Source organism: Salinivibrio sp. SS3, assembly GCF_001722105.1.
In the GTDB taxonomy this organism is placed as follows: Bacteria; Pseudomonadota; Gammaproteobacteria; order Enterobacterales; family Vibrionaceae; genus Salinivibrio; species Salinivibrio kushneri.
The window spans coordinates 45274-70831 of the sequence record NZ_MEBQ01000009.1 but is presented as its reverse complement, the minus strand read 5'-3'; the positions used below and the strand labels follow the sequence as shown (position 1 = coordinate 70831).

Sequence of the window (25558 nt, the reverse complement as noted above, 5' to 3'; positions counted from 1 at the left end):
AACTGAAATTCGGCTTTATTCGGATATGCGCTAGATCCGAATTTTGAAGAACGCACGTTGATGAAAGGAGTTATTCAGCGGCGTATGTTTGCGGTAATTGATAACGCATTCGCATTACCGAAACGCATTAACGAGAAAGGTCAAATGAGCAAATGAGCAAGCAAACTGGCTGGATTATTGTCGCAACTGCTGGCGCTACCGTTGATGGCCGCACCATTACCGAAGCATGGATTAAAGACATGGCGGCGCAATACTCACCCGATGAGTATCAAGCGCTAATCTGGCCAGAGCATTTCCGATCTAGCTGGGCGCCCTTTGACGGCAAGAACTGGGGCACCGTGGATGAACTCAAAGCAGCCAAGAAAGGCAACTCATTGCGCCTTTACGCAAAAATCACCGCCAACGATTACCTACTGCTTGCCAACAAAGACGGCCAAAAGCTGTTTACCAGCATCGAAGCAGACCCCGACTACAAAGGCTCTGGCCGTTGCTACCTGCGAGGCCTTGCTGTGACCGATTCCCCCGCCAGCACGGGCACCACGCGCTTGAAATTCAGCATTGGCACCGAAGAAAAGCAGCGTGAATACAGCCAGCTTGAAAGCCTTGTTTTTACCCAAGACCCAGACAGCACCAACCCAGACACCAACGAACACGACGTGAAAGAAGCCGTCGCGTTTTTCCGTGGATTTAAAAACCTATTCGGTGGGCTATTTGGGGAGAGCGCACCACATACCAACCACACCGAACCAGAGGACACCGACGTGACCGAAGAGCAACTAAAAGCCGCACTGGCTGAACAGCTAAAGCCGTTTAGCGACAAGCTGGGCGCACTTGAAAACAAAGTGAACTCGTTCAGCCAGCCAGCAGCCGGCGACAACAGCCAAGGCGATGGCGGCCAGCCAAATGCTGAACAAGGCGAACAAGGACAAGGCAATGAGCAACCAGCGCAGTTTAACGCGGAGCAATTGAGCAAAGCGTTTAGCGATGCCATCAACCCCGTTGTTGAGAAGCTCGATGGCTTGGAAAACAAATTCAACGCGCTAACCCAAGAAGCACCCGGACAGCGTCCGGACGGCACAGGTGGTGGCGAAACTAAAGTGGAGGCGCTGTAATGGGATTGAATGCGACCGCCGCCAAATATTTAGGCGAATATTTCAAGTCTCTGCGAGATGGTTACAGCACAGAGAACCCTCAGAGCCAGTTTTCTGTTTCACCAGTCATCGAAACAAAACTGCGCCAAGCCATTCTGGAATCTGATGCGTTTCTACGGATGATTTCATTGTTGCCTGCTGATCAGGTCAAAGGGCAAGTTATCGATGTAGGAACCGGCGGCCTACTCACAGGACGTAAGAAAAATGCGCGCCACCGCGGTTCACTCGATAAAAGTGGGAATACTTTCGAGTTGTTCGAAACAGACTCGTGCGCATGTATCGCGTGGGAAACACTATCCCAATGGGCAAATAGTGGTAAGCCCGGTGAGTTCATTAAACTAATGAACAATGCCGCCACACGTCATTTTGCGCTCGATATGCTGCGTATCGGTTTTCATGGCGTCAAAGTCGAAGAAAACACAGATCCAAGCAAATACCCCAACGGTGAAGACGTCAACAAAGGCTGGCTGCAAATCGTTAAAGAGAAAGCATCAGAGCAAGTGTTGCCCTCTGCGACTATTGACCCATCCGGTGCAACGCCGGGGAGCTACAAAAACCTTGATGCATTGGTTAATGACCTTGTGAACACAACAATCCATGAAGTCTTCCAAGACGATACGGATTTAGTGGTATTGCCGGGTCGTGATCTGGTTGCTGCTGAGCAACATCGTTTACTCAGTGCAGCTAACACACCAACGGAGCATCGTGCCGCGCAGTCTTTAGCAAAAACCATCGATGGCAAAAATGCCTACATCGCGCCGTTCTTCAAGAAAGATCAGCTATGGGTAACCTCGCTAAAGAACCTACAAATCCTTACTCAAAAGGGCACGCAGTATCGCAAAGCGCGTAACGAAGATGACCGCAAGCAGTTTGAAAACTCATACCTACGTTACGAAGGGTATGCCGTTGGCAACTTAGAGAAATTTGCGGCCATTGAAAGCGTGACCATTGTAGACCCAACTGCAACGACGGCTACTGAAGAGCCAACCGCAGACGACACTACGCAGGCGTAATCATGGTTAGCAGCTTACGTAAACAACGTGATGCAATCTTGGCTCAAAAAGCGGGGCAGTCTGCCCCGCTTGGTCAGGACGTCGATACCGACTCACTACACATTAAGTTGATTGAGCTCGATGAAGACGTTCAAGCCATGCGCCACCGCTTTGCCGCAATTGCTGATCGCATTAAACACAAGCGTGATGTGCTGCTACCCAAGTACCAGCCACTCGCGCAAGCGTTTATTGATTCAGGCGACCGCTATCAAAACCCACTTTTTGCCCACGTGCTTGTGTGGCTGTTCGACGTCGAAGACCTCGAGAAAGCCATCGAGTGGTGTTTGATAGCGATAGAACGCGACATACCAACACCGGAATTCATGAAGCGAAACTGGCCGACGTTTTGCGCCGACCAAGTGTTCGACTGGTGCGAACGCCAAGCCGAAAACGGCGAAAGCATCGAGCCGTATTTTTCGCAGGTGTTCACGAAGATTCGCGACGACTGGCGCTTACACGAAAAAGTGAATGCCAAGTGGTTCAAATTCGCGGGCTTGATGCTGCTACGCGACGAAAACGGCAGACCACGCCCCAGCACCGTGGGCGATAAAAAAACACTGGCAACTGCTTACGCGCTGCTTGAGCAAGCGCACAACTACCACGCGAAAGTGGGCGTGAAAACCATGATGAACAAAATAGCAATGCGCATCAACGCGTTGGAAACGGGGAAGAATTTGTAAGGCTCCCTACCGCCACGCGCCCGGCTGGCGATGCATGTTGGCACAGCCAAACACTGCAAACGACCCAGTGGCCAGGGCGCACTTATTAGGAGAACGACATGAGCTTAGGCGGCAAACGACCAGAAACACAAAACACAGACATTCCAGCCAATGGCTGGCCTGCGCTGTCAACGGGTGAGTTTCGTTCGCTGCGCCGCATAGCGTTCACGTTCGATGAAAACAGTATTGCGATGGCAGTAAGCATTGCAGCGCAAGCAGTGCAAAACCAGTTAGCTGACATTGACCGCTCAACGCTAACCGGTGGACTTTTGCTGGCATACAAGCGCGCCGTTTATAGCCGCGCTCACGCGGATTTGCTGCCCGAGTTTGCAACCCAAAGCCGCCGCGATGAGGCCGAGAACGCCGCAGAAGATGCACCAGAGCAAGATGCACGGTTTCGTGCCCAGAGCAATCGAGATATTGCGCTGATATTAGGGCGCAGTGCCAACGGAGTGGAGCTGATCTAATGGCAATCACTAAGTTGGAGCACCTCACCCAATACATGATTGAGCACATCAAAGGCGCAGTGCTCGATAACAAAATTGATGCATGGCAGGAGAACGCCAGCATTGAAGTGAACGGCGAAGACCGAGGAAACGGCGGATACATCATTGCCGATTGGCGCTATCGCGCAGTGATCAGTATTGAAGCGTTTCCGCATGGACAAATGGACGCGCGCAATATTCTGGCGCTTGTCGCGTGCTGGCTATCGGATTACGACAGCGACCGAAAAGACCACGATTTAGCCGATCCCGAAATGGCAATCGATGTGATTGATTGGCAAACCGCAGATTTAGCCATCGAGCTTGAAATGCTCGAGCAAGTGGAAATGGTACCAGACGAAAACGGACTGATTAGTTATCGCGGCGAGCAGTATCACGTGCAGCCAGTGGATATCTGGACCGCAACAGAAGCGGAAATTACCAATGCGTCCAACGATTGAAGTTAATCAGCGCGATGCGCTCAATTTCAACGAAAAGCTGGCAATGCTGGCGCTACCGCGACGTAAGCGGACGTGGATATTAAAAACACTAGGACGCTGGGAACGGCAAAACACACGCCAGCGCATTCGGCAGCAAAAAGGCATTGATGGCCAAGCGCTAGAGCAGCGCAAGAGCGGACGCAAGAAAGTGATGCGTCGCATGGCAAAAGGGTTAGAGCCCTACGTTAGGCACAACGCAACCGAATTAGACCTGACGTGGAAAAACAAGCTCACCGCCCAAATAGCAGCGCGTCATTACTTGGGCCAAGCACAACGAGTGACCGCGCGACAGATGGAAAAGCGGTTTGGCAAGCCGGATTACAACGCCCCCGCATCGCGAGGCATGGCACGCAAGCTACGCGAGGTGGGTTACACGGTAAGCACAAAATCAGGCCGAGGACGCAAAAAGCCCACGCTCAAGTGGATTCAAGCAAACCTAAGTCACGGCCAATGCGGGCTGTTAATTCGACAGCTAAGTAACAAACCCCAGCAGCGCGCTTGGGATATTCCGTTGCCGGAGCGGCAAATCCTCGGCAGCAATAAAACCGACGTTAACCGCCAACTCGTGAAGATCTTCGAGCAGGCAAAACAAAGGAAATAGCAATGGCATTGGGCAAGGTACAGATAAACAACTTAAACCTCGGCCAAGGTGGTATTCCTGAAATCGAGCGGCACTTGCTGTTCGTGGGCAACACCACTAAAACCGAGCTGCAAAACACGCTAACTCGCGTTAACGCGATGACCGACCTCAACGAAGTGGTTGCCGATGATGCGCTGGGCGAAAACATTAAAGCCGCGCAAACCGAGGGCGGGCAAAACTGGACAGCCGCCATTTACGGCTTGCCTGAAGCAGGTAGCTGGGTTGATGCCGTTGAGCAAGCGAACGATCACGACTCGTTCGAGGGCGTGGTATTGCTCGACCCTACAACCGATAAAAGCGACTTTAACGCGATGCAATCTCTGCACAAAACGCTAGTCGCCAAACTAGGACGCTGGCAGTTCTTTATTGCCGCCGTGCCCGGCATCGATAAAGCCGCGCAAACCTGGTCGGAATACACCAACGCAATGGTGGAGCTGGTAGAAGACGTTGCCGCGAACATGGTAGTGCCGGTGCCGCAGCTGCACGGCAACAATGCAGGCGTGCTCGCTGGCCGATTATGCAATCGCGTAGTAACGGTAGCCGATACCCCCATGCGCGTTGCAACTGGGCCCGTCACCTCATTGGGCGCCGCACCCGTTGATAGCGAAACGAAGCCACTAGAAATGGCAACGCTGGGTGCCCTCGCAAAAGTGCGCTATTCGGTGCCGCAGTGGTACCCCGACTATGAGGGTGTCTACTGGAGTGATGGCACCACACTCGAAGCCAAAGGCGGTGACTACCAATTTATTGAGTACGTTCGCCCTGTTCATAAGCTGAACCGTCGTGTGCGTGTTAAAGCCATTCGCCGCATCGGTGACAAGATCCTCAACTCCACCCCGCGTTCGATTGAGATGAACAAGCAGTATTTCTCAAAAGACATGCGCCAAATGAGTAAAACCACCGAGATTGGCGGCATTACGTTCCCCGGCGAAATCATGCCCCCACGCGATGGTGATGTGTCTATTCAGTGGATGACCAAATCCAAGGTGAACATTGGTTTGATAGTACGTCCGCACAACTGCCCCAAGCACATTGTTGTGAACATTGCGCTTGACCTGACTAACCCAGCAGACGCGGAGGCCTAATGAGCACTGTTATTTCTGGTAAGAACCTGCGCTTTAACATCGGTGACCTGAAAATCGTGGCCAGCAAATGGACGTGTTCAATCACGGATAACAGCGCCACCAATAAATCCAACGGCGTACCAGACGGCTGGGTGGAAGGTGATGTGGAAGCATCCGGCGAAATCGAGCTGACCACCACCAACTTTAACTTGCTAATGAAAGCGGCAGAGAACGCAGGCGCATTCCGCGCTTTGCCAGAGTTCGATGCCATGGGCTACGGCAAGACCAACAAAGACGAGTTGAAAGTCGAGATGTTTGGCATCCGCTTGAAAATCTCAGACCTGCTCGACGTCGATGCCAACGGTGGTAGCGCACTGATGCACAAGATCCCCTACGAAGTGACCAGCCCGGATTTTGTTCACATCAACGGCGTGCCCTATCTGCGTGAAGACGAGATAGAGGACTTGGTTAACTGATGCCGGATTACTTAGACCATGCAAGCGGCGTTGAAGCCCAATTCACCCAAATGGCGCTGGAACGGCAACTGGCAACCACGGCCCGTGCGCAAAACCAACACGCGCACAGCCAAACGCATTGCCTTGATTGCGGCGAGGAAATCCCCTCCGCACTGCGAGCCGCCCAGCAACACGTCACTCTTTGCATCGAGTGCGCAGCCGATGCAGAAAAACGAGCGAGGTTAACGCGATGACAGTAACCATCGACCAGTTCAAAAACCGTTGGCCGAATTTTTTACCCAAAGAGTTCGCCTGTAAATGCGGTAAGTGTGGTGAAGCGTCTGGCCTAAAAATGGATGCGTACACACTCGACAAGCTACAAACCGTGCGTGAAGAAATGGGGATCCCATTCATCATCACTAGTGGCTACCGCTGCGCGAACCACCCCGCAGAAGCTAAGAAGAAGCAGCCCGGCACACACAACATGGGTAAAGCCGTAGATATCGCCGTTCGTGGCAATGAAGCACTGCAATTAATTGCGGTGGCGCAATGTTATGGGTTCACGGGGATTGGTGTTGCTCAAAAAGGTGGCGGACGTTTCATTCACTTAGATGATGCCCAAGCCGCGCCTCGCCGCCCTCGCCCTCATATCTGGAGCTACTAACTATGTGGGACAACGTTAAAAAAATCATCGGTACAGCTGCCCCCATGATTGGCACGCTAATCGGTGGGCCCGCGGGTACCGCAGTGGGTGGCATGGTTGCCAGCGCGCTGGGCGTTGAAAACACGCCCGATGCTATCGAGCAAGAGTTGAAAGCCAATCCCGAGGCACTGCTTAAGCTCAAGCAGCTGGAATCTGAAGAGCGCGTGCGCTTGCGTGAACTGTCTGTGGAGCAATCCAAGATTGAGAGCGAAGAGCGGCGCAACCAACTCACCCAGCAACATGCAACCATGCAAGCAGAGCTGGCTAGCAATGATCCATATGTACGGCGCTGGCGGCCAACGTTCGGTTATGCCATGTGCGTGGCTTGGTGCCTGCTCTTTGCTGGTATTGCTTACGCACTGGTTGCATCACCCGAGCACGCAGCAGACATGATTAATGCCGTGGTTGCCCTAACGCCGCTATTTAGTGTCGCGCTGGCGGTGCTTGGTATCAGCATTCACAAGCGCAGCCAGGACAAGCAAGTGGCCAAAGGAGTGAAGCCGCTAGGCGCGGTGGGCGCGCTGAAAAAGGTAGTAAAAGGGGGATAGATGGCAGATTGGGTAACTGCCGTTGCTACGGCTTTGGGTGTGCTCATAACCATCGGAGGCGTCGCCATTGCCGTTGTAAATCGTATTGGCGCGGTTGCCCGCGAGCTGTCAGAGCACAAAACCCACGTTGCGGAAAATTACGCAACCAAAGATGACGTAAAAGACATGACCGAGCGCGTTGAACGACAAATGGAAGCTGGATTCAGCCGCATTTACAAACTGCTAGAAAAAGAGCGAGAAACATCATGACTCAGAAAAAAATCGTACTCACCGTCTCGGGCACAGATACCCATTTTGAACCCACGCCAGAGCTGTACGCGGATTACATGGGACAAGTAGCCCAGGGCAACATTTCGGATGCGGCGCATAACTTTGTGATGCAAAGCGCGACAGAAGACAGCAAGCCAGCACTGCGCGAACTCAATGAAGAGAACCCAGGGGCAGCCATTCAGCTTGCTGGGGTGTTAATGCAGGAGTACGCGCCAAAGGTTAATATCGCGGTAAAAAAATAGAGCAGCAGGTCGCGGCAATTGAGCATAGCGACCTGGCAAAGCTGCTCACATATCGACGTAAATGGCTACCACATGGCGAGGATAACGAGCGAGATATCGCCCGCGCCATGTGGTTAGAGAAAGAATACTGGCAGAACATGGCAACAGCCACCGCAAACGGCATTGCCAAAGGATTTACAGGCTAACGCATGAGTTTACCCGAACCGCTGCGATTTACAGTTGGACTTGTTGACCAAATCAGCAAGCCGCTCGGTAATATCCAGCGCCAGATGAACCAATTCACCGAGGGCTACCGCGATGCTAGTTACACCATGGCATCAGGTGCGGCTGGCATGGTGGCGTCTGGTTATGCGTTAAAACAGGCAATGATGCCAGCCATCGAGATGGACCGCGCACTCGGTGAAGTGAAATCGCTTGGGGTGGCGGATGACAAACTCAAACAACTGACACAAACCGCACTTAAATTCAGTGTTGAATACGGCAAGTCTGCCACCGAGTTCGTGGGCGCGAGTTATGACATCAAGTCAGCCATGGGCGAGCTAAGTGGTGATCAACTCGCAGGCGTTACACGCAGTAGTGCGATATTAGCGGCAGCGACGAAAGCCGATGCAGCAACCATTACCAGCTACATGGGCACCATGTATTCGGTGTTCAAGGACCAAGCCGAAGCCATTGGCAAAGACGACTGGGCGCAACAGCTCGCAGGCATGACCGCCAAATCGGTGGAAATGTTCAAAACTACCGGGCAAGGCATGTCGGATGCCTTTAAATCCGTGGGTGCGCTGGGTAAAAGCCAAGGCATTGCGATTCAAGAGCAGATGTCAGTGCTGGGCTTGTTGCAGGGCAGTATGTCAGGCAGTGAAGCAGGTACGCGCTATAAAGCATTCCTGAACGGCGTGGTGAAAGCGCAAGACCAATTAGGCATGGCGTTTACCGATTCCAACGGCAAGATGCTCCCCATGTACGAGATCATGAACAAGCTGCGCAACCAGTTTGGTGAGCTCGATTCCATGGAGATTGCGCAAATCAAAAAGGCGTTTGGTTCGGATGAGGCCGTCATGGTGGTAACCGACCTGATCAACAAAACCAAAGATTTGCAGTCCAGCGTTAGTGACTTAAACGAGGCATCCACGCTGGATACCGCCATCAACATGGCCAAAGACATGACCGACCAATGGCAGCGGATGGAGCAAGGTATCTTTGCTATTCGTACTGCATTTGGCGCGGCCTTGCTGCCCTCACTCGTGCCTGTGCTGTCATCACTGGCCGATGGAGCTGGCGAGATCATCAAATGGACAGAGCTATTCCCCAACCTCACTAAATACATTGGCTATGCCACGCTGGCGTTTTTTGGCCTCGCCGCTGCCGGCGGTGCTGCAACGTTGATGATGGGCATTGGAAAACAAGTGATGCTAACGTGGACTTTCGCAACCGACTTTGCTGTGGGAGTTACGAAGGCATTAGCCGGTATTTTACCGTTGCTGACCAAAGCAATCACATTAGTTAATGCCGCGATGATGGCTAACCCTATCATGTGGGTTGTTGCTGGCATCGCAGCCGCTATCGCCGCGGTTGGAGCGCTGATCTATTACTGGGATGATTTACGCGCCGCATTCGGTGATACCGTTATTTTCCAAGCTTTCGATTTCTTTGGCCAAGAGGCGGTAGCCGCATGCCGCGCATTGTTCGATGCGATGAAGCCTATTCTGACCTTGATTGGATATATCATCATGGGAATAGGTAAAGGCATTGTCTTTGTCATTAAATTGTTGTGGCAGGTCGCTTCGTTCGTCTTCAAAGCCATCATTCAGGCGTTTCAGCCCTTTATTTACCTACTTGATGTAATTCGCACTGGCGTCGTCTATCTGTTCTCAGGGTTTGTGTTCAGCATCGGTGTGGCGCTGCGCGCTTTCAGCTACTTCTTCAAATTTGTATCCGCTGGCTGGCAATGGGTGATGTCAGGCTTCCAAGACGTGTCAGGGTTCGATTTCCTATTCCAGATAACTGACGACATTAAAGCTGCTTTTGATGACATGTTTGCTTGGTTAACCAGCATGTTTGATGGCGTCATCGAAGAAGCCAAAGACCTCGTTAGCTGGATCCCCGGCTTAGGCGATGACGACGAACAGCCAGGTAAAAAAGTACAAGCCGTTGCAAGTGCCACCCCACGCAACCAAGTGCAACGTGGCGGTGCCGCTCGTGCCATGGCGAGCTACCAAACCAACGCCACCCACTATGGCGGTGTCAGCATTTACGCCCAGCAAATGAATAACCCGCAAGACCTCGCCACCGAACTGGAGATGAACACGCCATGAGTTATCTCTATCAAGACATTCTGATTGAAAACGGTGATGTGGTACTCGATGACGGCCGCAACCCCGTGATGATTCAAGACCGTGCGGTTATCGCCCAAGACATTAAGCACGCGATCATCGAGTCAGGTTATGCCGTGGATTTGGTCGGCGAGAAGTCCCGCGCCCGTCGTGAAGACATTAAAACGCAAATCGAACTGCTGGTTGAAGAAGACAAGCGCATTGTGCCGGGTACTGTACGCATTGAAGAGCCAGAGCTCGGCAAGCTCTGGATATTCGCAATCACTCAAGACTTTGGCGAGATGGAATTAGAGGTGCTAAATGGCTGATATCCCAAAACCGGATTACAAGAAAATCGTCAAAGAGGCAGGTATACCCACCGATGCCAAAGCATGGCGCAAAGTGCTGCAAGATGAGATGGAAAAAGCCGGCTCAACCATCAACAACGACAGCCGCTTTTCACCGTTCTGGCGGATGATTGAACAAGCCGTGATTGTATGCACAACCTGGTTGATTAACACCTTGCTGGTTGGCTACATCCTGCCAAACATGTTTTTGGCTACCTCAGCCGGTGAGTGGCTAAAAATGATGGCATGGGCGGTACGCATTACGCCTAAACCCGCATTTAAAGCACGCGGCAAAGTTGTGTTTCAGCGTGCCGCAGCCAAAGGGCCCGCATTGATTATCCCCAAAGACACGTGGATACAAACCGAGCCCATCAACGGCACCGTTTATCGCGTGCGCGTGACTGAAGACGTGACCCTGCCCGAAGACCAGCAGACCATATCCGCCCCAGTGGAAGCCGAACGCGCGGGCGCGGCCTACAACCTTGGCGGCGGGTATTACCACATTTTGCCCGAGTCTGTGAACGGCATCGGTGCTGTTACCAATACTGATGATTGGCTAGATGATGTAGGCGCCGATGAAGAGAGCGACGACGAACTGCGATTGCGTGTACGTAATCAGTGGTCGGCAGTCGCCAAGTGGCATATTGATGCCGCCTACCGTTCGCTGCTGATGGAAAAAGCCGGCATTCAAGATGACAACATCTATTTCGAGCACAATGCACCGCGTGGCCCCGGCACAGCCAACGCCTATATTTTGCTAGATACCGGCGATCCATCCCCCGACATGCTGACCATGCTAAACAAGCATATCCAAGACAACGGCCAGCGCGGGCACGGTGACGACTTGCTGATAAAAGCGCTACCCAAAAAAGACACGGATGTGCGCGTCACTGTATGGCCAGAGCCAGAACTTACCGATGATGAACGCATCAAGCTAAAAGCCAATATCGAGCAGCTGATCCATTGCGCGTTCCGCGAAAACACTGATTTTGACGTAACACGCACCGAGCCATTGAGTCGCTTTTCATTCTCGATGCTGGGTAAAGAGTTGCACGCCAATTTCACGGGCATTCAATCACTGGACTTTGAAAACAGCGACATTATCACCGCGATGAACGTGCCACGCATTCGCACGCTGGAGGTCACCATTGCGCCTGCCTGATATCAAATTCAAGTTCTGGATGGGCCGCGGCGAGCTTACAAAGTTCGCCAAAGGCTTGCGCGCGTACTGGGGCCATGTTGAAGCAGCACTAAAAATGCCATTGCAGCAGCACGACCCACTTACTGCGCCAATGCCATTGGTGCGATTGCTAGCTTGGCAGCGCGACATATCACCACTGGAGCGTGAGCCCGAGGAGATATTCCGTATTCGTGTCGCGTATGCCTACGAATTCGCGCGTCATGGTGGCGAGGTGGACGGGTTCCACAACATGTTTGAAAAGCTCGGGATTGATTGGATAGCCATTCACGAACGGCAAGACCCTGTTCAATGGGACGTGGTAACCATCGAAACCGCAGACGGCGACCTCGCGCAAAAAAGCTGGTTGATGAACGCAATGATCCGGCAATACGGGCGTACTTGTCGCCGCTATCGATTCAACGTCACACATCCGGTGACGCTATCGCTGCGCACTTATCAATTCTCACATGCGTTTCAGCTCTGCACCGCCAGCGCATCAAATCAAGTAACGCTCAATGGCCGCGAAAGTGCCTTTGAACACAACCAGCAACTCTTTATCGCAACACTGGAGAGTAAACAATGAGCCAAACGGCAATCCCGCTGGAGTTTGAAAAGTACCTCCAGAATAAAACATCACTCAACAAGCCGACGGATTTAAACGAAGTCGTCTTTGCGATGATCCCCGATTTAGACCCAAGCGCACCCATCGACCGAAACAGCTCACTGCCGCCTATGGGGCAATGGGTCTATCAGCAAGACGTTGACCAAATCGGTAAATCTGGCGATAACGCCGTGGTCTATTCCGTGGTGATCCCCGGCACCGTCGCACCGTTTCAATTCAACGCTATGTTCTTGCGTGATAAGAACGTGCCGGAAAGTTGCGGGGTGATTGTTCACAAAGCGACGGAAACCAAAGAAGTCGGCATGGCGCTGACCAAATCGCTGATGATGCAGTTCGACGGTGCAGCGGCGGCAGGCAATGTGACCATTGACGCAGAAACATGGCAGATTGACTATAGCGCCCGATTACGCGGAATGGATGAAGACTTACGCTTGGTGAATCTCGACACCTACGGCCATACCGCGTTTGTGGACGGCTTTGCAGTAACTCGGCATGACTTTGACGCAAATAAATACCTAATTGCACCCGGTGTGGTGTATATCGGCGGGTTGCGTGTTGCGCTCAACGATACGCTAGTGCAAACCGTTACCGATAAACCCAAAACGCTATATATCGACGCTTATCGAGATGGAACCGCCCTATCCGACTGGGAAAACTTGTTTGATATCGTCGCCAGCAATGACGAACTCACCGACTACACCGCCCAGAACAGCAGCCCCCACTACGTCACCAAGCTGGCACACATCAACAGCGACGGCAGTATCGAAGACCTGCGCCAACGCGGCGGCCTGCAAGCGCACTTAGATGCCGAAGACCCGCATAACCAATACATCCCCAAATCCGCCATCGCGACCATCGAAGAAGCCAAGCAAGGTAAAAAAGGGAAAGTGACGGATGCTGAGGGTTTAAATTCGTTAATCAACGAGTATGGTATCGGCAAGTCTGCAACGTTCGCTATTAACGAGCTAGTAACTAGATTTAATAACGTTTTCTCTGAAAACCTAGATGCAGATATGGAACACGTTATTCTCCTCGCCGAAATAGCACCTAGTAAAAAACTTATGGGTCGAATTTCAACAGGTCGTTCCGTAACCTCAGGCATGGCATCATCTTTAATTATTGACGTTGCTGTGTCAATAAGTAGCAATGGAGATGTGGTTAATTTTTCAGTTTCTTCATTAGGTGAGCCATCATCATCTTACAGTAAGATTAAACCTATAACTTGTTCATACGAAGGGAGAAATTATCTCGCAATTGATTTGGGGGAAGTCGGAAAGTATAGATGCTCGAAAGCATACGCATTTGACGGCTACTCCGTAAATAGTAATTTATATGTTGCTTATCGGGATGATTGCTCAAACATTCAACCAGCCAACACCAAGAAAATGCGAGTTAATGGGGAGTTTGTTTTAACTGAGGATGAAAAAGCAACAACCTCTGAAGCCGAATCTGGAACTAATGATAAGCTGTTAGATGCGGCTGGCGGCCACGCGATACTGAATAAGTATGGGATCGGAAAAACCCCAGTTATAAATAGTGAAGTAGATCTAAATAATTTAATAGGTCAATCAGGATACCTTGGATTTCGTAGCTTTAGGTGCTTTGGTGGTATCAAAGGACTAACAGGAGGAATTACTTCACAAGACAAGTTCAATGTGATTTGGCTTGGAGGCTTGGGGGGTCGTCAGGTTACCACGATAATTACAGACTATATCGGAACGAACCTGTACACATGGAACTCATCAAACGGTGAATTTAGCGAAATAATCAAATCCACAGACAGAGCAACCAACACTCAGGCTGAGAGAAGCGATGATTTTGTTTATATGACACCAGCATCTAGCAGCCATGTTGCGTACGGTAAAGACCAAGTATTGCGGGATGTAACTTCAGATCGCATCATCGGGTCTACTTACACTAACAACAAGCCAAAACCGATTACCATCACATTGCGCGTAAGCTTATCAAGTCAGGGCGGATTTGTAGCAATCGATCTTAACGGTGAGGAGTTTTGCGAAGCAAAAAACGAAACAACAACAGGAGTGGCACAGCAGTTAATTTGTGTTGTGCCCCAAGGAGCTAAATATAAAGTCAGAAAAGCTGGCTCTAATACTCAAATGAATTATTGGAAGGAACTTAGTTAATGATTTATTTCAAAGATGAACACGACAACGTTTATGGATATGAAGAAATAGACCTTTTACACGACAAAGAAATAAATATTCAGATTTCTTCGCTGGAACAAGAAGGCAAAAATGAAGCATTAATTGCTGAACTAAGAAGTAAAATACTAATTAGTGAGGATTTAGTGCAGATTAGTGAACAAGAAGCTAGAGATATAACTTCACCATCTCAAGAAGAACGAGCACAGCAGCACGCGCGCGAAGAGCATTGTTGGGTTAAATCCGAGCTCGACAAAGTAGAAGTACAGCTGATGTATCACTGGACAAGCGACCCGCGCGCAAAAGCAACCGTTGAGGCATGGTCGCAATACGCGCAACAACTACGCAACTACACATCAACGGGTGATGACGGAAATCCGTACATCAGAGATGGTGAGACGCGCCCAGTTTCACCGCTGGATGCGCCAGCACAGGAGTAACCCATGCTCTCACTATCTGGCACCCCTATTCAGCTGAAAAACCTCAAAGTCACCGCTAGGCATCGCCTAGCAGGTGACGATATGTCAGGACAATCAGCAGCAACAGACCAAGCCGAAACAGGCGATAAAGCTAAAGTGCTGGCTGTGACAGGCACCCTGAACTATGCAGAGCACAATGCACTAAGCCAGCTGTTCGCGTTGTCCAGCGCAAAAGATAAAGGTGCCCGCAAGATTTATCGCATCCAAAACCGCACCGCGAAAACCGTCAAAATCCGTGAGGTGAAGTTTCAAGGCACAATCACGGCACAGGAAGATGCGCAAAAACGCCAGTGGATGATCAGCTTTGAGTTGGTGGAGCATCACAGCGTGCCCGAACGCCAAGAGCAGCGCGAAGACGATAAAAAGGCACAGCAACAAAAAGTGGATGGCGCGACGACACCGGTAGAGAACGGCGAAGCCACCGCACAAGCCGATGTGCCGCCGGATACCGACGTGGAGCTGACCGGCTTCATGGGTTTGCTGAAAAAGCTCGATGAGGCGCTAGCATGAACAACCAGCGCTTTGTCATCCAAGCATACATTGGCAAACAGAAAGTAAACGTTAGCAGCCACCGGCTAACGTTTAACTACAACAGCCCCGGTACCGCGATGCTCACCGTAAAAGCCGAGCCAGAAAAAAACGCGATTGTGGCAATCGACATCGGCTGGGGTGAAAGCGTTAAACGCACGTTTATCGGTTTTATCGAGCGCACAACACGAGAAGCTGAGGGCTACACACGCATCTTTTGTCGCGAACTAGCGGCGATGCTCTATCACCCACTGGATGTGATCATACGCCACCCGACCCTGATGCAAACGCTGAGCAATGTCACCGAGCAAACCGGCTTGCAATTCGTCGTGCCGGAACGCGCATACAGCCAAAGCGCCATCCCCTGCTTTTATTCAGTTGGCAACGGCTATCGCATCATGGATGAAATAGAGCAGGCGTTCAGCGTGCCGGATTTATTCTGGCAGCAACAAGGCAATGGCCAAATCTACGTAGGCAGCTATCAAGATAGCTACTGGGCATCCAAACCAGTCAGCATTCCACAAAGCATCATGCAGCCGCACAACGGAAAAAAATCCGCAAAACTTTCGTGCGTTCCCCACGTAAAGCCGGGGGCAATCGTCAACGGCCGCCGCTTGCAAAAAGTTGAACACATCAAAACAGAAACGGTGCTCGAATGGATGTAAAAGCAATAAAGCGCATCATCTACCGCCTATTCCCTGAACTGACAGGCAAATGGCACGTGCCGCGCTGGGGTAAAGTCGTCGCCCTACCTGAGCTGCCGAGCGAGGGCGATTTGTCCGATCGATTCTATCCGCACTATGCCGCCGATATCGCACTACTCGACGAAAAAGGCCGCGAGCTGGATAAGCCAGTGCTGCAAGCAGTGCCGCTCCCCGTGCCCGGCATTGGTGATCATGCAGGCCGACTAGAGCCGCCCAATATTGGCGCAATCGTCGAGCTGGGCTTTATCTTTGGCCAGCCAGACAAACCCTTTATTCGCACCGTGCTCCCACTGGGTTGGAAGTTGCCAGCCATCAAAGAGGGAGAAAGCCGATACCAACAGCGCCAAGGCGTTTACCACCTTGTTGACCAACAGGGAAACTTTCGCAGCATCACAGACAAGCTAGCGCAACTGCACTGCGACTTACGCGAAGTACGCGCGCAAACAGAACAAGACCACCGCAGCCCCAAAAGCTGGTTTGGCTCAGAACAAGAGAACGTGCTGCGTTTACTCAGCGAGCTAATGCAAGTCGTCACCGACCTATCAAACACATGCGCTAGCCACACGCACAGAAGCCCCGAGACTGGTGCACCAACTAGCGCGCCACATCAAGCCGCCACATTCACCGGCCACGGCAAAGACTCAACAAAACTGAAAGACCGCCTAGACCCCATCACCAAATAACCCGCCAAAGGATCACCCGCGCACCGATGGGTGCGCTTTTTTACGCGCCTAACAACGCCACACAGCACCGCAGTACACTCACAGACATAATCACGCACCAAGCCGACAAACACACCGCTACGCGCCAGAAAACGCGCTCGAAACTCACGTAACAGAGCGCCCACGTGACGGAATCCGCACTCCTCCTCCCCGCCCGCGACGTTTTCGGGGTAAAAAATTTCGCAATAATCCTGAGTGCAAAAATATAGCGCCAAACCCCGCCAATACTGGGGTTTGGCGTCTAATCCAAAATTTCAAAAATTGAAAAAATTTTCAGTTAATTGCAAAAGCAAGGATCCCAAAAGATCGCGCTAGTGTTTGCAAACTATTGATTGGTATGGGTTGCACGTGTTTTTCGTCACAATTGCAACGATCTAACGCAGCGAATAAACGATCTTGAGAAGAGGCAGAAGAGTCAGAGTTGGCGGGGGGTCGAGAGCGGTTTGGAGGTAAAACAGAATTTCAATTAATCGCAACACTGAGCGAGTTGCTGTTTGTCCAAACAAAAAGCGTTAAGGGGGACTGTTTAGGGATACCGAGGGAGACCAGATAAAAAGAGCAGGTTTGCAGTCTCCCTATGAGTACCCCTTTCACCATAACACACTGTTTTTATTAATCAGTAAAACCAATCGAGCATGGGCGCAACAGAGAAACGCTGCATCACCGTTTTTGGCGTCATATCAGGGCTGGCGGCGGTTTTGCTGGGGGTAGTCATGGTCTCGAATCTCTGCAAATTACGTTGAACGACGGTCGTTTTCGACAAGCGGACGCGGATTATACACATTGCATCGGTAAGATTTAAGCAGAACCATCCCGCTTGACCACGAGGCAGAGGAAACGCATAAGCTAATAGTATGGCAGCCGTTATGATGGCTTAAACGAAGCGTGCCCCTGTGAACCTATAACTGCTGCGAGAGCCGAAAGTATTTCTCTGCCACCAAGTAGCTGATCACCGCCTCTTTTTGTCGGTCGCGGAATTGATTCACCCATTGGTGAGCATTGTTGATGATCGCTTGTGCTTCATTTGGATGAGTGAGGTAATAGTCGATAACTGCCTCTAGGTTAGAGAAATCCGCATTAACCTCGGCATAGTGAACACCGGGAATCAATCGGCCCTCCATAAACCAAGTTTCATACTCCATTGGTGGTGACAAACAAAGCGAGTTAGATGACATGATCCATTTTAAATTGGTGGCAACGTCTTTCCCTTCCACACTGAGAATAAACTTATGCTGTAGCTGCGTTTTCGGTGTCAGCGGGGCTTTTCGGTAGGCTTGGTCAGTATCATCCACGGGCCGTGAATTCCCGACATCAATGGTTGGATGCGTGTAAAAGCGCTGAAGAAGCTGGCGGCGCTTGTCATTGAAGCATCGCCCGCGCCATACCGCGCTATCGCGTTTTTGCCCAAACGGTACGGGATCATTAATAAATTGGAAGTGACGCACCGCATTGAGCTTGAGCAGGACGGCGTTTTGATTGTCGCCATGAATCGGTCGGCTTTTTACAAATGCTGGCGTGAATGGTGGTTGTGTCACATCGCCGCCTAAGTAATGTAGAAACAAGCCATTTGGGAACCAGCGCATTACCCGCAATATATCGAAAAAATACACCGAGCCGTGATCTTGTCTCACTCGGCCCGTCTGGTGATCACAGTATTGCTCGGACAAGCAAAATGGTGCAGCCATACGGTTGTAGTAGCTGACGCGCTGGTCGATATCGGATTGATGCTGCTGATAAATGGGTAAAAGTTGCCGGCACATCCATGAGCGATACCAATCATTAGGGATCGCATTGAGTGCCAAGTTATAGCTATAGTAGCGGAGTTTTTTCACCCTCTTGCTCCGTCAATCCGTTGGCGGGTGTCGGTTTACAGCAAAGCCTAATCGAGCAAGGTGACGAGCAAATGAAATGGGCGAGAGAGCCAGTTACTCTGCTCTCTCGCAACAAGACTTATTCGATAGTGAATTTGCCTTTCATTACCGTCCAATGGCCGGGGAAAGAGCAGAAATAAGTTAAGTCTTTGCCTTGCAACCCATCGGTTGAGAAGGTGATAGTGGTGCTTTCGCCGCCGCCAACCAGCTTAGTGTGTGCCAAGATGCGGTCGTCGCCTTGTGGTAGATAGTCGTTATCTGCCCCTGCACCGGCGCCTTTCATGGCGATATCTTGCAAGTTAGACGTTTCCGACAGCACCCAGTTGTGGCCCATAGAGGTCACAGGCATTGAGCCTTGATGCTCAAGTGTTAGCGTGACTTCGCTGCAGCTTGCTGGTACGGACAACGATGACTGGTCGTAGGCCATTTTATCGCCGGTGGTGACAGTTAACTCACACTCATTGGCAGCCGCTTGCGTTGAAACAGACGCGAACGCCAAGGCGGCGAGGGCTAACAGTTTTTTCATCGGTACATACTCCTATTATGGATGTAAAGGTATGTTTTTAATGCCTGTGGCACGCTGTCATCATACTGACATAACAGCGCAAAACAGTTAGCCGATTCAAAAATCGACTGATTGGTTTTTATTTTTACTTCTATCATTACTGTAGGGTGACTGATCGCGATCAAGTGATATTGGACTACCTATTTACACTTGTGGCAAAGCGCATAGGATGACGATAGGTGGGGTGCGATGTTATACAGCTATGATAAGATAACTGACTGACTGTTAGCACTTTGAGGCGCTATGACCAACACCACTGGGTTACTGCACCACGCACAGCAGCTTTGTGAACAACGCGGCGTGCGATTAACGCCACAGCGAACGCGCGTTTACGAGATTATCGCCAACTATTCACGCGCGATCACCGCCTATGAGCTGCTAGATGAGTTGCGTGAAACAGAGCCACAAGCCAAACCGCCAACGGTTTATCGTGCGCTAGACTTTCTGTTAGCGCAGGGGTTTGTGCATAAGGTGGAGTCAACTAATAGCTATATCGCTTGTTGTCATCTTGGCCACCAGGGGCACTGCTCCCAACTGCTCATCTGTGATCAATGCGGCACCGTGGAAGAGTGTCACACTGAGGAGCTTTCTGAGGCGTTGCGTGAAAAGGCGCAAACAATGGGGTTTAAGGTTCAACATCACGTGATTGAAACCCATGGTACCTGCGCACAATGCCTAGCCCACTAATACTGAATTGATTAGGACGGACATTCTTTATGGAAGCACAATTCGTCAACCCATTTCTTACTTCACTGATCAATGTGCTACAGACGATGGCACAGCTGGAAATCCAGCCAGAGAAGCCTCACTTGAAAAAGTCAGAGATCGCCAAAGGGGACGTTTCTGGGTTAATTGGTATGGTCGGCCCACAGACTAAGGGCTCCTTTTCCGTTACCTTTGATGAAGATATGGCGCTTGAAATCATGCAGCGTATGCTCGGAGAGCGGTCCGAGTCGATTGATGAAGAAGTGACGGATATGGTCGGTGAGATCACCAATATGGTGACAGGTGGCGCGAAGCGTATTTTGTCAGAAAAGGGCTTCGAATTTGAGATGGCGACCCCTGTAGTCGTATCCGGCAAAGGCCATACCATCAACCACAAAAGTGATGGTCCAGTGATCATCATGCCATTTAAATCCCCGCACGGCACTGCCTTTATTGAGATCTGTTTCGATCACTAAGCGGACGTACGTCGCTGACGGCCACAAAATATAAAAACGCCGCGATAACCATCGCGGCGTTTGACTTTCTCAATCGCGGTTAGCTCAGCTTAGGCTTGGCGCCACTGCTTAAACGCGTTGATCAATCCATTGGTCGAGCTATCGTGGCTTTCAACCTGTTGCGCATCACCGAGCTCTGGCAGGATGTTACTCGCCAGCTGTTTACCCAGCTCAACACCCCACTGATCAAAGCTGAAGATATTCCAAATTACCCCCTGGGTGAAGATCTTGTGCTCATACATGGCAATCAAAGCGCCGAGTGTATAAGGGGTCATTTTCTCTACCAAGATCGAGTTGGTTGGGCGGTTACCTTCAAACACTTTAAATGGCGCAATCGCAGCCACGTCTTCGGCGGATTTGCCCGCTTGCATTAACTCGGCTTCAACTTGCTCACGGCTCTTACCAAACGCGAGCGCTTCCGTCTGGGCGAAGAAGTTCGCCATCAATTTTGCGTGATGATCGCCAATCGCATTGTGGCTGTGCACAGGGGCAATGAAGTCACATGGGATCAGCTTGGTGCCTTGGTGAATCAGCTGATAGAAAGCATGCTGACCATTGGTGCCTGGTTCACCCCAGATGATTGGGCCGGTTTGGTAGTCAACAGGATTACCGTTGCGGTCGACATACTTACCGTTTGATTCCATATTGCCTTGTTGGAAATACGCGGCAAAACGGTGCATGTATTGGTCATACGGTAAAATCGCTTCTGATTCCGCCCCGTGGAAGTTGTTGTACCAAATACCAATCAACGCCAATAACACCGGCATGTTTTGTGCCATGGGTGCGGTTTTGAAGTGGTTATCCATTTGGTGCGCGCCATCGAGTAAGGTGACAAAGTTGTCATAACCTACGCCCAAGCAGATAGAAAGACCAATCGCTGACCACAGTGAATAGCGGCCGCCAACCCAGTCCCAGAATTCGAACATGTTGGCCGTATCGATACCAAATTCAGACACCGCCTTTGCGTTGGTAGAAAGCGCAGCAAAGTGCTTCGCCACCTGTCTCTCATCGCCTGCTGCGTTCATTAACCAGTCACGCGCCGTGTGCGCGTTGGTCATGGTTTCTTGGGTGGTAAAGGTTTTTGACGCCACCAAGAACAAGGTGGTTTCCGGGTTAAGGGCTTTTAACGTCTCGGCCATGTGGGTGCCATCGACGTTAGAGACAAAGTGCAGGTTGAGATGGTTCTTATAAGGGGCGAGTGCCTCGGTCACCATATAAGGGCCCAAATCTGATCCCCCGATACCAATATTCACTATATCGGTGATCGCTTTACCGGTATAACCTTTCCATTCGCCACTGATCACGCGCTCGGAGAAAGACTGCATCTGTGCCAATACCGCGTTGACCTTAGGCATCACATCTTCGCCGTCAACCATTATAGGCGTGTTGCTGCGATTCCGTAGTGCTGTGTGGAGTACCGCGCGATCTTCTGTACGGTTGATTTTCTCACCGCTAAACATTGACTCAATCGCTTCAGCCACCCCGGTTTCGTCGGCGAGTGCCAATAACTTAGTCAGTGTCTCTTCACTGATCAGGTTTTTGGAATAATCCAACAGAATGCTGTCTTCGAATTGCGTTGAGAAGTGGGCAAATCGCTCTGGATTATCAGCAAACAGATCTGCCAGTGTATAGTCCTGCGCTTCTTCAAAATGGGCGGTCAGTGATTGCCACGCCACGGTCTGAGTGGGATTCGTTGTCTTTAGCATCATGTCATCCAAATCGCGTTGTGAGTGCTGCTGTGGGTATCACAGCAGGCAAGGATCCTGTATAACGTCAGCACCACCACGCTGTACGCAGCGGTCATTGGTGTAATATTACATAATCATGGCTCGATTCTCACATGCAATCGCTGTGAGTAGGTTGCGATCAATCATAGAATAGTTGGATCGCCTTTGAGCCAACTGCATACAATAAAGATCACAACAAGGATTGCTTATGTGGTATCAAACTGAGATTCGTCTACGTGCCCGGCCGCGCGGCTTTCACCTAATCACCGACGAGATCGTTCACGCACTTCCTATGCTAAGCGATATTGATGTGGGTATGGTACAGGTGTTTATCAAGCACACCTCGGCGAGCTTAACCCTCAATGAAAACGCCGACCCAACCGTGCGCCAAGATATGGAAGCGCACTTTAACCACTCAGTGCCTGAGCGTGCGCCTTATTATCGCCACACCGACGAAGGAGACGATGACATGCCAGCGCACATCAAAGCGTCATTATTAGGCGCAAGTATCACTGTCCCCATCAGCCAAGGTCAATTGAATCTCGGTACGTGGCAAGGGATTTATCTGGGCGAGCATCGCGATCAGGGCGGCACGCGTACCTTGGTGGTGACCTTGCAAGGCGCGCCACAAGCCAACGTCTAATCTCGCTGGCCAACATGCGTTCAGAGAGGGGTGACGCCGCCTAACCCGTCGCCCGCTGATCAGAGGGGATGGTCAGGTATTGGCGAGGCACACGGCCAGTTACTTGGCATACGAGCTCATAGCCGATGGTGTCGACGAGACGTGCAATCCGTTCAACTGGTAGCTCAGGCCCCCACAGTACCGCTTCGTCGCCCACGCTATCGGTTGCATCTGGGCCAAGATCAACAGTGATCATATCCATCGATACCCGCCCGGCGAGTGGCACTTCACGGCCATTCAACCAAACAGGGGTGCCATCGGGAGCCAGTCGAGGGTAGCCATCGCCATAACCGATGGCTATTACACCAATCAGCGTGTCGCACTCGCTACGCCAGCGCGCGCCGTAGCCTACCGGTTCACCGGCTTTTAGCTTGCGAACGGCCATCACCCTTGAGGTTAAGCGCATCGCCGGTTTCAGGCCCAGCTGTTCACCCGTCAGTTCAATCCGCGACGAAATGCCGTATAGGCAAATACCGGGACGCACCCAATCAAAGTGACTCTGCGGCCAAAACAAGGTCCCCGATGACGCTGCCAGAGAGCGTTCTCCAGGCAGCCCTTCCGTCACTTGTGTGAAGGTATCTATTTGCGCTTGCGTAATGGGATTATCCATCTCGTCGGCGCAACCGAAATGGCTGAGAAAGCCAATTTGCGGCGCCACATTGTCACACGCTTTCAAGGCAGAGAGTGCGTCTGGCACTTGCTCAGGCTCAAAGCCTAAGCGATGCATTCCAGAGTCGACCTTTAACCATACGGGTAAAGGCTCACTCAGTGCTGCGTTGGTCAGCATGGTAACTTGCTCATGGCAGTGCACCGTGGCGGTCAGCTGGTGTTCAACCAATAGCGGTAGCTCGTCGGCTTCATAGAAACCTTCCAGCAAGACAATAGGCAAGCGTATACCGGCCTGGCGTAACGTCAGTGCTTCTTCAATCCGTGCCACCCCAAAGGCATCGCTATAAGGCGCAAGTGTGGTGGCAACCGACACTAACCCGTGGCCATAACCATCGGACTTCACCACTGTCATCACTTTGCTATTGGGCGCTTGGCGACGCATCACCTGGATGTTGTGTACCATCGCCTCCGGGTCGATAACGGCTTTGGCGGCATTGGTCATGATAAAAGGATTACTCGTCATCAAACGCCGGCCCTGCATAATTATCAAATCGCGAATACTGGCCTTGGAACGTCAGCCGCACCGAGCCAATCGGGCCGTTACGCTGTTTACCAATCAGGATTTCTGCAATCCCTTTCATCGCACTTTCCGGGTTATAGACTTCGTCTCGGTAAATAAACATGATCAAGTCAGCATCCTGCTCAATCGCGCCTGATTCACGCAAGTCTGAGTTTACCGGGCGTTTGTCGGCGCGCTGCTCCAACGAGCGGTTAAGCTGTGATAGCGCCACCACAGGCACATTCAACTCTTTGGCGAGCGCTTTGAGCGAGCGAGAAATCTCAGCAATCTCAAGGGTTCGGTTCTCTTGCAAACCAGGCACCCGCATCAGCTGCAGATAGTCGACCATGATCATGCTGACCCCACCGTGTTCACGGGCAACGCGGCGCGCTCGCGAGCGCACATCGGTGGGCGTCAAGCCGGAGCTATCATCGATGTACATGTTCTTTTTCTGCATTAAGATCCCCATCGATGAGGAAATACGCGCCCAGTCTTCATCATCAAGCTGGCCGGTACGGATCTTGGTTTGGTCAACCCGTGATAGCGAGGCCAACATACGCATCATCAGCTGTTCCGCTGGCATCTCGAGCGAGAAAATGAGTACCGGCTTTTCTTGATCCATCGCCGCATTTTCACACAGGTTCATCGCAAAGGTGGTTTTACCCATTGAAGGACGAGCCGCCACGATCACCAGATCAGAAGGCTGCAAACCTGCCGTCTTCTTGTTCAGATCAGTAAAGCCTGTCGATACGCCCGTGACGCCATCTTGTGGGGTTTTAAAAAGCTCTTCGATACGTTCAAGGGTTTTACTGAGCACCGAGTCGATATGTTGCGGCCCTTCTGTCTCGCTGGTGCGCGACTCAGCAATGGCAAACACCTTACTCTCTGCCATATCGAGCAGATCTTCTGATGTGCGACCTTGGGTATCATAACCGGCGTCCGCAATTTCATTCGCCACCCCAATCAAATTACGCACCATAGCCCGTTCACGAACAATATCCGCATAAGCGACGATATTCGCTGCACTTGGGGTGTTTTTCGCCAACTCTGCGAGATAGGCAAACCCGCCCACATCATCCAAATGTCCGCCTTTTTCTAAATGCTCAGACAGGGTGATTAAATCCAGCGGCTTGCCTTCATCGAGCAACGACTTGGTAGACTCATAAATCAATCGATGCGGGCGGCTGTAAAAGTCATGGCCAACCACTTTTTCCGCAACCGCATCCCAGCGCTCGTTATCCAACATCAAGCCACCCAGCACAGACTGCTCGGCTTCGATGGAATGCGGGGGCACTTTAAGGTTAGCGACTTGCTGATCTTTTGCGGGTTTACGATTGTCTGCCATAAAAACTCACCTATTGCTACTGGAGGTCATTATACCCGCTGTCCTCGCAAGACGCTGCCCCACGCAGCATTTTTTTCCCAACGCTGAAGAAGTCGCCG

General features: G+C 51.3%; 31 protein-coding genes. 26 read left to right on the top strand and 5 right to left on the bottom strand.

Going from position 1 to position 25558, the window contains the following annotated elements; genetic code table 11:
- Positions 1 to 152: 152 nt before the first annotated feature.
- From BGL48_RS04980 to BGL48_RS04875, 23 genes are all read left to right on the top strand, one after another.
- Positions 153 to 1112: a GPO family capsid scaffolding protein gene (locus BGL48_RS04980; RefSeq protein WP_069361619.1), complete on the top strand. Its 960-nt coding sequence runs from the start codon at positions 153 to 155 to the stop codon at positions 1110 to 1112.
- Positions 1112 to 2164 (top strand): phage major capsid protein, P2 family, encoded by a 1053-nt coding sequence (locus BGL48_RS04975; RefSeq protein ID WP_069361618.1) that lies wholly within the window; start codon positions 1112 to 1114, stop codon positions 2162 to 2164. Before BGL48_RS04980 ends, BGL48_RS04975 begins: the two co-directional genes overlap by 1 nt.
- Before the next feature lie 2 nt (positions 2165 to 2166).
- On the top strand, positions 2167 to 2883 hold the full coding sequence (gpM, locus tag BGL48_RS04970; RefSeq protein WP_069361617.1) for a phage terminase small subunit: 717 nt from the start codon (positions 2167 to 2169) through the stop codon (positions 2881 to 2883).
- 98 nt (positions 2884 to 2981) lie between these two features.
- Positions 2982 to 3389: a head completion/stabilization protein gene (locus tag BGL48_RS04965; RefSeq protein ID WP_069361616.1), complete on the top strand. Its 408-nt coding sequence runs from the start codon at positions 2982 to 2984 to the stop codon at positions 3387 to 3389.
- The gene (locus BGL48_RS04960) at positions 3389 to 3865 is read left to right on the top strand and encodes a phage tail protein (protein ID WP_069361615.1); all 477 of its coding nucleotides are present in this window, start codon (positions 3389 to 3391) and stop codon (positions 3863 to 3865) included. Before BGL48_RS04965 ends, BGL48_RS04960 begins: the two co-directional genes overlap by 1 nt.
- Positions 3849 to 4505 carry a virion morphogenesis protein gene (locus tag BGL48_RS04955; protein ID WP_069361614.1) on the top strand — a complete coding sequence of 219 codons (657 nt, stop codon included), beginning with the start codon at positions 3849 to 3851 and terminating at the stop codon, positions 4503 to 4505. Before BGL48_RS04960 ends, BGL48_RS04955 begins: the two co-directional genes overlap by 17 nt.
- 2 nt (positions 4506 to 4507) lie before the next feature.
- The gene (locus BGL48_RS04950) at positions 4508 to 5629 is read left to right on the top strand and encodes a DUF2586 domain-containing protein (RefSeq protein ID WP_069361613.1); all 1122 of its coding nucleotides are present in this window, start codon (positions 4508 to 4510) and stop codon (positions 5627 to 5629) included.
- Complete coding sequence (locus BGL48_RS04945; protein ID WP_046074346.1) at positions 5629 to 6084, top strand: phage protein; 456 nt, start codon at positions 5629 to 5631, stop codon at positions 6082 to 6084. The genes BGL48_RS04950 and BGL48_RS04945 overlap by 1 nt, the downstream gene beginning before the upstream one ends.
- Positions 6084 to 6317, top strand: a complete 234-nt coding sequence (locus tag BGL48_RS04940) for a TraR/DksA C4-type zinc finger protein (RefSeq protein ID WP_069361612.1) — start codon at positions 6084 to 6086, stop codon at positions 6315 to 6317. The genes BGL48_RS04945 and BGL48_RS04940 overlap by 1 nt, the downstream gene beginning before the upstream one ends.
- Positions 6314 to 6727, top strand: a complete 414-nt coding sequence (locus BGL48_RS04935) for a YcbK family protein (protein WP_077457549.1) — start codon at positions 6314 to 6316, stop codon at positions 6725 to 6727. Before BGL48_RS04940 ends, BGL48_RS04935 begins: the two co-directional genes overlap by 4 nt.
- Before the next feature lie 2 nt (positions 6728 to 6729).
- Positions 6730 to 7314 carry a 3TM-type holin gene (locus tag BGL48_RS04930; RefSeq protein ID WP_069361611.1) on the top strand — a complete coding sequence of 195 codons (585 nt, stop codon included), beginning with the start codon at positions 6730 to 6732 and terminating at the stop codon, positions 7312 to 7314.
- A complete protein-coding gene (locus BGL48_RS04925; protein WP_069361610.1) occupies positions 7315 to 7563 on the top strand; it encodes a hypothetical protein in 249 nt (82 codons plus the stop codon).
- Complete coding sequence (locus tag BGL48_RS04920) at positions 7560 to 7826, top strand: putative phage tail assembly chaperone (RefSeq protein ID WP_069361609.1); 267 nt, start codon at positions 7560 to 7562, stop codon at positions 7824 to 7826. Before BGL48_RS04925 ends, BGL48_RS04920 begins: the two co-directional genes overlap by 4 nt.
- Positions 7823 to 8011, top strand: coding sequence for a DUF6890 family protein (locus tag BGL48_RS16670; RefSeq protein ID WP_425589744.1), 189 nt, complete (start codon positions 7823 to 7825; stop codon positions 8009 to 8011). Before BGL48_RS04920 ends, BGL48_RS16670 begins: the two co-directional genes overlap by 4 nt.
- A gap of 3 nt (positions 8012 to 8014) precedes the next feature.
- Entirely contained in the window at positions 8015 to 10141 is a 2127-nt protein-coding gene (locus BGL48_RS04915; protein ID WP_069361608.1) for a phage tail tape measure protein, read from the top strand.
- The gene (locus tag BGL48_RS04910) at positions 10138 to 10467 is read left to right on the top strand and encodes a DUF2590 family protein (RefSeq protein WP_046074354.1); all 330 of its coding nucleotides are present in this window, start codon (positions 10138 to 10140) and stop codon (positions 10465 to 10467) included. Before BGL48_RS04915 ends, BGL48_RS04910 begins: the two co-directional genes overlap by 4 nt.
- Complete coding sequence (locus tag BGL48_RS04905) at positions 10460 to 11647, top strand: baseplate J/gp47 family protein (protein ID WP_069361607.1); 1188 nt, start codon at positions 10460 to 10462, stop codon at positions 11645 to 11647. Before BGL48_RS04910 ends, BGL48_RS04905 begins: the two co-directional genes overlap by 8 nt.
- The gene (locus BGL48_RS04900; protein WP_069361606.1) at positions 11634 to 12248 is read left to right on the top strand and encodes a phage tail protein; all 615 of its coding nucleotides are present in this window, start codon (positions 11634 to 11636) and stop codon (positions 12246 to 12248) included. Before BGL48_RS04905 ends, BGL48_RS04900 begins: the two co-directional genes overlap by 14 nt.
- Positions 12245 to 14431: a phage tail protein gene (locus tag BGL48_RS04895; RefSeq protein WP_069361605.1), complete on the top strand. Its 2187-nt coding sequence runs from the start codon at positions 12245 to 12247 to the stop codon at positions 14429 to 14431. The genes BGL48_RS04900 and BGL48_RS04895 overlap by 4 nt, the downstream gene beginning before the upstream one ends.
- On the top strand, positions 14431 to 14889 hold the full coding sequence (locus BGL48_RS04890) for a hypothetical protein (protein WP_218089795.1): 459 nt from the start codon (positions 14431 to 14433) through the stop codon (positions 14887 to 14889). Before BGL48_RS04895 ends, BGL48_RS04890 begins: the two co-directional genes overlap by 1 nt.
- Before the next feature lie 3 nt (positions 14890 to 14892).
- Positions 14893 to 15438 carry an adenine glycosylase gene (locus BGL48_RS04885; RefSeq protein ID WP_069361604.1) on the top strand — a complete coding sequence of 182 codons (546 nt, stop codon included), beginning with the start codon at positions 14893 to 14895 and terminating at the stop codon, positions 15436 to 15438.
- Entirely contained in the window at positions 15435 to 16121 is a 687-nt protein-coding gene (locus tag BGL48_RS04880) for a hypothetical protein (protein ID WP_069361603.1), read from the top strand. The genes BGL48_RS04885 and BGL48_RS04880 overlap by 4 nt, the downstream gene beginning before the upstream one ends.
- The gene (locus BGL48_RS04875) at positions 16112 to 16843 is read left to right on the top strand and encodes a hypothetical protein (protein WP_069361602.1); all 732 of its coding nucleotides are present in this window, start codon (positions 16112 to 16114) and stop codon (positions 16841 to 16843) included. Before BGL48_RS04880 ends, BGL48_RS04875 begins: the two co-directional genes overlap by 10 nt.
- 938 nt (positions 16844 to 17781) lie before the next feature.
- On the opposite strand, the gene BGL48_RS04870 is transcribed toward BGL48_RS04875, so the two are convergent.
- Together BGL48_RS04870 and azu are read right to left on the bottom strand one after the other, a co-directional pair.
- Positions 17782 to 18714, bottom strand: coding sequence for a glycosyl transferase family 90 (locus BGL48_RS04870; RefSeq protein ID WP_069361601.1), 933 nt, complete (start codon positions 18712 to 18714; stop codon positions 17782 to 17784).
- Between the two features lie 118 nt (positions 18715 to 18832).
- Positions 18833 to 19279 (bottom strand): azurin, encoded by a 447-nt coding sequence (azu, locus tag BGL48_RS04865; RefSeq protein ID WP_021023502.1) that lies wholly within the window; start codon positions 19277 to 19279, stop codon positions 18833 to 18835.
- 282 nt (positions 19280 to 19561) lie between these two features.
- On the opposite strand from azu, the gene zur reads away from it, so the two are divergent.
- Both zur and BGL48_RS04855 read left to right on the top strand, forming a co-directional pair.
- Positions 19562 to 20005 carry a zinc uptake transcriptional repressor Zur gene (zur, locus tag BGL48_RS04860; protein WP_069361600.1) on the top strand — a complete coding sequence of 148 codons (444 nt, stop codon included), beginning with the start codon at positions 19562 to 19564 and terminating at the stop codon, positions 20003 to 20005.
- Between the two features lie 29 nt (positions 20006 to 20034).
- On the top strand, positions 20035 to 20499 hold the full coding sequence (locus BGL48_RS04855) for a chemotaxis protein CheX (RefSeq protein WP_046074362.1): 465 nt from the start codon (positions 20035 to 20037) through the stop codon (positions 20497 to 20499).
- 89 nt (positions 20500 to 20588) lie between these two features.
- On the opposite strand, the gene pgi is transcribed toward BGL48_RS04855, so the two are convergent.
- Positions 20589 to 22244, bottom strand: coding sequence for a glucose-6-phosphate isomerase (gene pgi / locus BGL48_RS04850; protein WP_069361599.1), 1656 nt, complete (start codon positions 22242 to 22244; stop codon positions 20589 to 20591).
- A 229-nt stretch (positions 22245 to 22473) separates the two neighbouring features.
- On the opposite strand from pgi, the gene BGL48_RS04845 reads away from it, so the two are divergent.
- Entirely contained in the window at positions 22474 to 22908 is a 435-nt protein-coding gene (locus BGL48_RS04845; protein WP_069361598.1) for a secondary thiamine-phosphate synthase enzyme YjbQ, read from the top strand.
- Between the two features lie 40 nt (positions 22909 to 22948).
- Here BGL48_RS04845 and alr read toward each other — a convergent pair whose 3' ends face one another.
- Complete coding sequence (gene alr / locus BGL48_RS04840) at positions 22949 to 24079, bottom strand: alanine racemase (RefSeq protein ID WP_255377324.1); 1131 nt, start codon at positions 24077 to 24079, stop codon at positions 22949 to 22951.
- Positions 24069 to 25460: a replicative DNA helicase gene (locus BGL48_RS04835; RefSeq protein ID WP_046074366.1), complete on the bottom strand. Its 1392-nt coding sequence runs from the start codon at positions 25458 to 25460 to the stop codon at positions 24069 to 24071. The genes alr and BGL48_RS04835 overlap by 11 nt, the downstream gene beginning before the upstream one ends.
- Between the last annotated feature and the right edge of the window lie 98 nt (positions 25461 to 25558).

Bases quoted from the DNA above. Each gene is read 5' to 3' on its own strand.
- BGL48_RS04980 (WP_069361619.1), top strand. From the start codon at position 153: ATGAGCAAGCAAACTGGCTGGATTATTGTCGCAACTGCTGGCGCTACC.
- BGL48_RS04975 (WP_069361618.1), top strand. From the start codon at position 1,112: ATGGGATTGAATGCGACCGCCGCCAAATATTTAGGCGAATATTTCAAG.
- gpM (WP_069361617.1), top strand. From the start codon at position 2,167: ATGGTTAGCAGCTTACGTAAACAACGTGATGCAATCTTGGCTCAAAAA.
- BGL48_RS04965 (WP_069361616.1), top strand. From the start codon at position 2,982: ATGAGCTTAGGCGGCAAACGACCAGAAACACAAAACACAGACATTCCA.
- BGL48_RS04960 (WP_069361615.1), top strand. From the start codon at position 3,389: ATGGCAATCACTAAGTTGGAGCACCTCACCCAATACATGATTGAGCAC.
- BGL48_RS04955 (WP_069361614.1), top strand. From the start codon at position 3,849: ATGCGTCCAACGATTGAAGTTAATCAGCGCGATGCGCTCAATTTCAAC.
- BGL48_RS04950 (WP_069361613.1), top strand. From the start codon at position 4,508: ATGGCATTGGGCAAGGTACAGATAAACAACTTAAACCTCGGCCAAGGT.
- BGL48_RS04945 (WP_046074346.1), top strand. From the start codon at position 5,629: ATGAGCACTGTTATTTCTGGTAAGAACCTGCGCTTTAACATCGGTGAC.
- BGL48_RS04940 (WP_069361612.1), top strand. From the start codon at position 6,084: ATGCCGGATTACTTAGACCATGCAAGCGGCGTTGAAGCCCAATTCACC.
- BGL48_RS04935 (WP_077457549.1), top strand. From the start codon at position 6,314: ATGACAGTAACCATCGACCAGTTCAAAAACCGTTGGCCGAATTTTTTA.
- BGL48_RS04930 (WP_069361611.1), top strand. From the start codon at position 6,730: ATGTGGGACAACGTTAAAAAAATCATCGGTACAGCTGCCCCCATGATT.
- BGL48_RS04925 (WP_069361610.1), top strand. From the start codon at position 7,315: ATGGCAGATTGGGTAACTGCCGTTGCTACGGCTTTGGGTGTGCTCATA.
- BGL48_RS04920 (WP_069361609.1), top strand. From the start codon at position 7,560: ATGACTCAGAAAAAAATCGTACTCACCGTCTCGGGCACAGATACCCAT.
- BGL48_RS04915 (WP_069361608.1), top strand. From the start codon at position 8,015: ATGAGTTTACCCGAACCGCTGCGATTTACAGTTGGACTTGTTGACCAA.
- BGL48_RS04910 (WP_046074354.1), top strand. From the start codon at position 10,138: ATGAGTTATCTCTATCAAGACATTCTGATTGAAAACGGTGATGTGGTA.
- BGL48_RS04905 (WP_069361607.1), top strand. From the start codon at position 10,460: ATGGCTGATATCCCAAAACCGGATTACAAGAAAATCGTCAAAGAGGCA.
- BGL48_RS04895 (WP_069361605.1), top strand. From the start codon at position 12,245: ATGAGCCAAACGGCAATCCCGCTGGAGTTTGAAAAGTACCTCCAGAAT.
- BGL48_RS04890 (WP_218089795.1), top strand. From the start codon at position 14,431: ATGATTTATTTCAAAGATGAACACGACAACGTTTATGGATATGAAGAA.
- BGL48_RS04885 (WP_069361604.1), top strand. From the start codon at position 14,893: ATGCTCTCACTATCTGGCACCCCTATTCAGCTGAAAAACCTCAAAGTC.
- BGL48_RS04880 (WP_069361603.1), top strand. From the start codon at position 15,435: ATGAACAACCAGCGCTTTGTCATCCAAGCATACATTGGCAAACAGAAA.
- BGL48_RS04875 (WP_069361602.1), top strand. From the start codon at position 16,112: ATGGATGTAAAAGCAATAAAGCGCATCATCTACCGCCTATTCCCTGAA.
- azu (WP_021023502.1), bottom strand. From the start codon at position 19,279: ATGAAAAAACTGTTAGCCCTCGCCGCCTTGGCGTTCGCGTCTGTTTCA.
- zur (WP_069361600.1), top strand. From the start codon at position 19,562: ATGACCAACACCACTGGGTTACTGCACCACGCACAGCAGCTTTGTGAA.
- BGL48_RS04855 (WP_046074362.1), top strand. From the start codon at position 20,035: ATGGAAGCACAATTCGTCAACCCATTTCTTACTTCACTGATCAATGTG.
- pgi (WP_069361599.1), bottom strand. From the start codon at position 22,244: ATGCTAAAGACAACGAATCCCACTCAGACCGTGGCGTGGCAATCACTG.
- BGL48_RS04845 (WP_069361598.1), top strand. From the start codon at position 22,474: ATGTGGTATCAAACTGAGATTCGTCTACGTGCCCGGCCGCGCGGCTTT.
- alr (WP_255377324.1), bottom strand. From the start codon at position 24,079: ATGACGAGTAATCCTTTTATCATGACCAATGCCGCCAAAGCCGTTATC.
- BGL48_RS04835 (WP_046074366.1), bottom strand. From the start codon at position 25,460: ATGGCAGACAATCGTAAACCCGCAAAAGATCAGCAAGTCGCTAACCTT.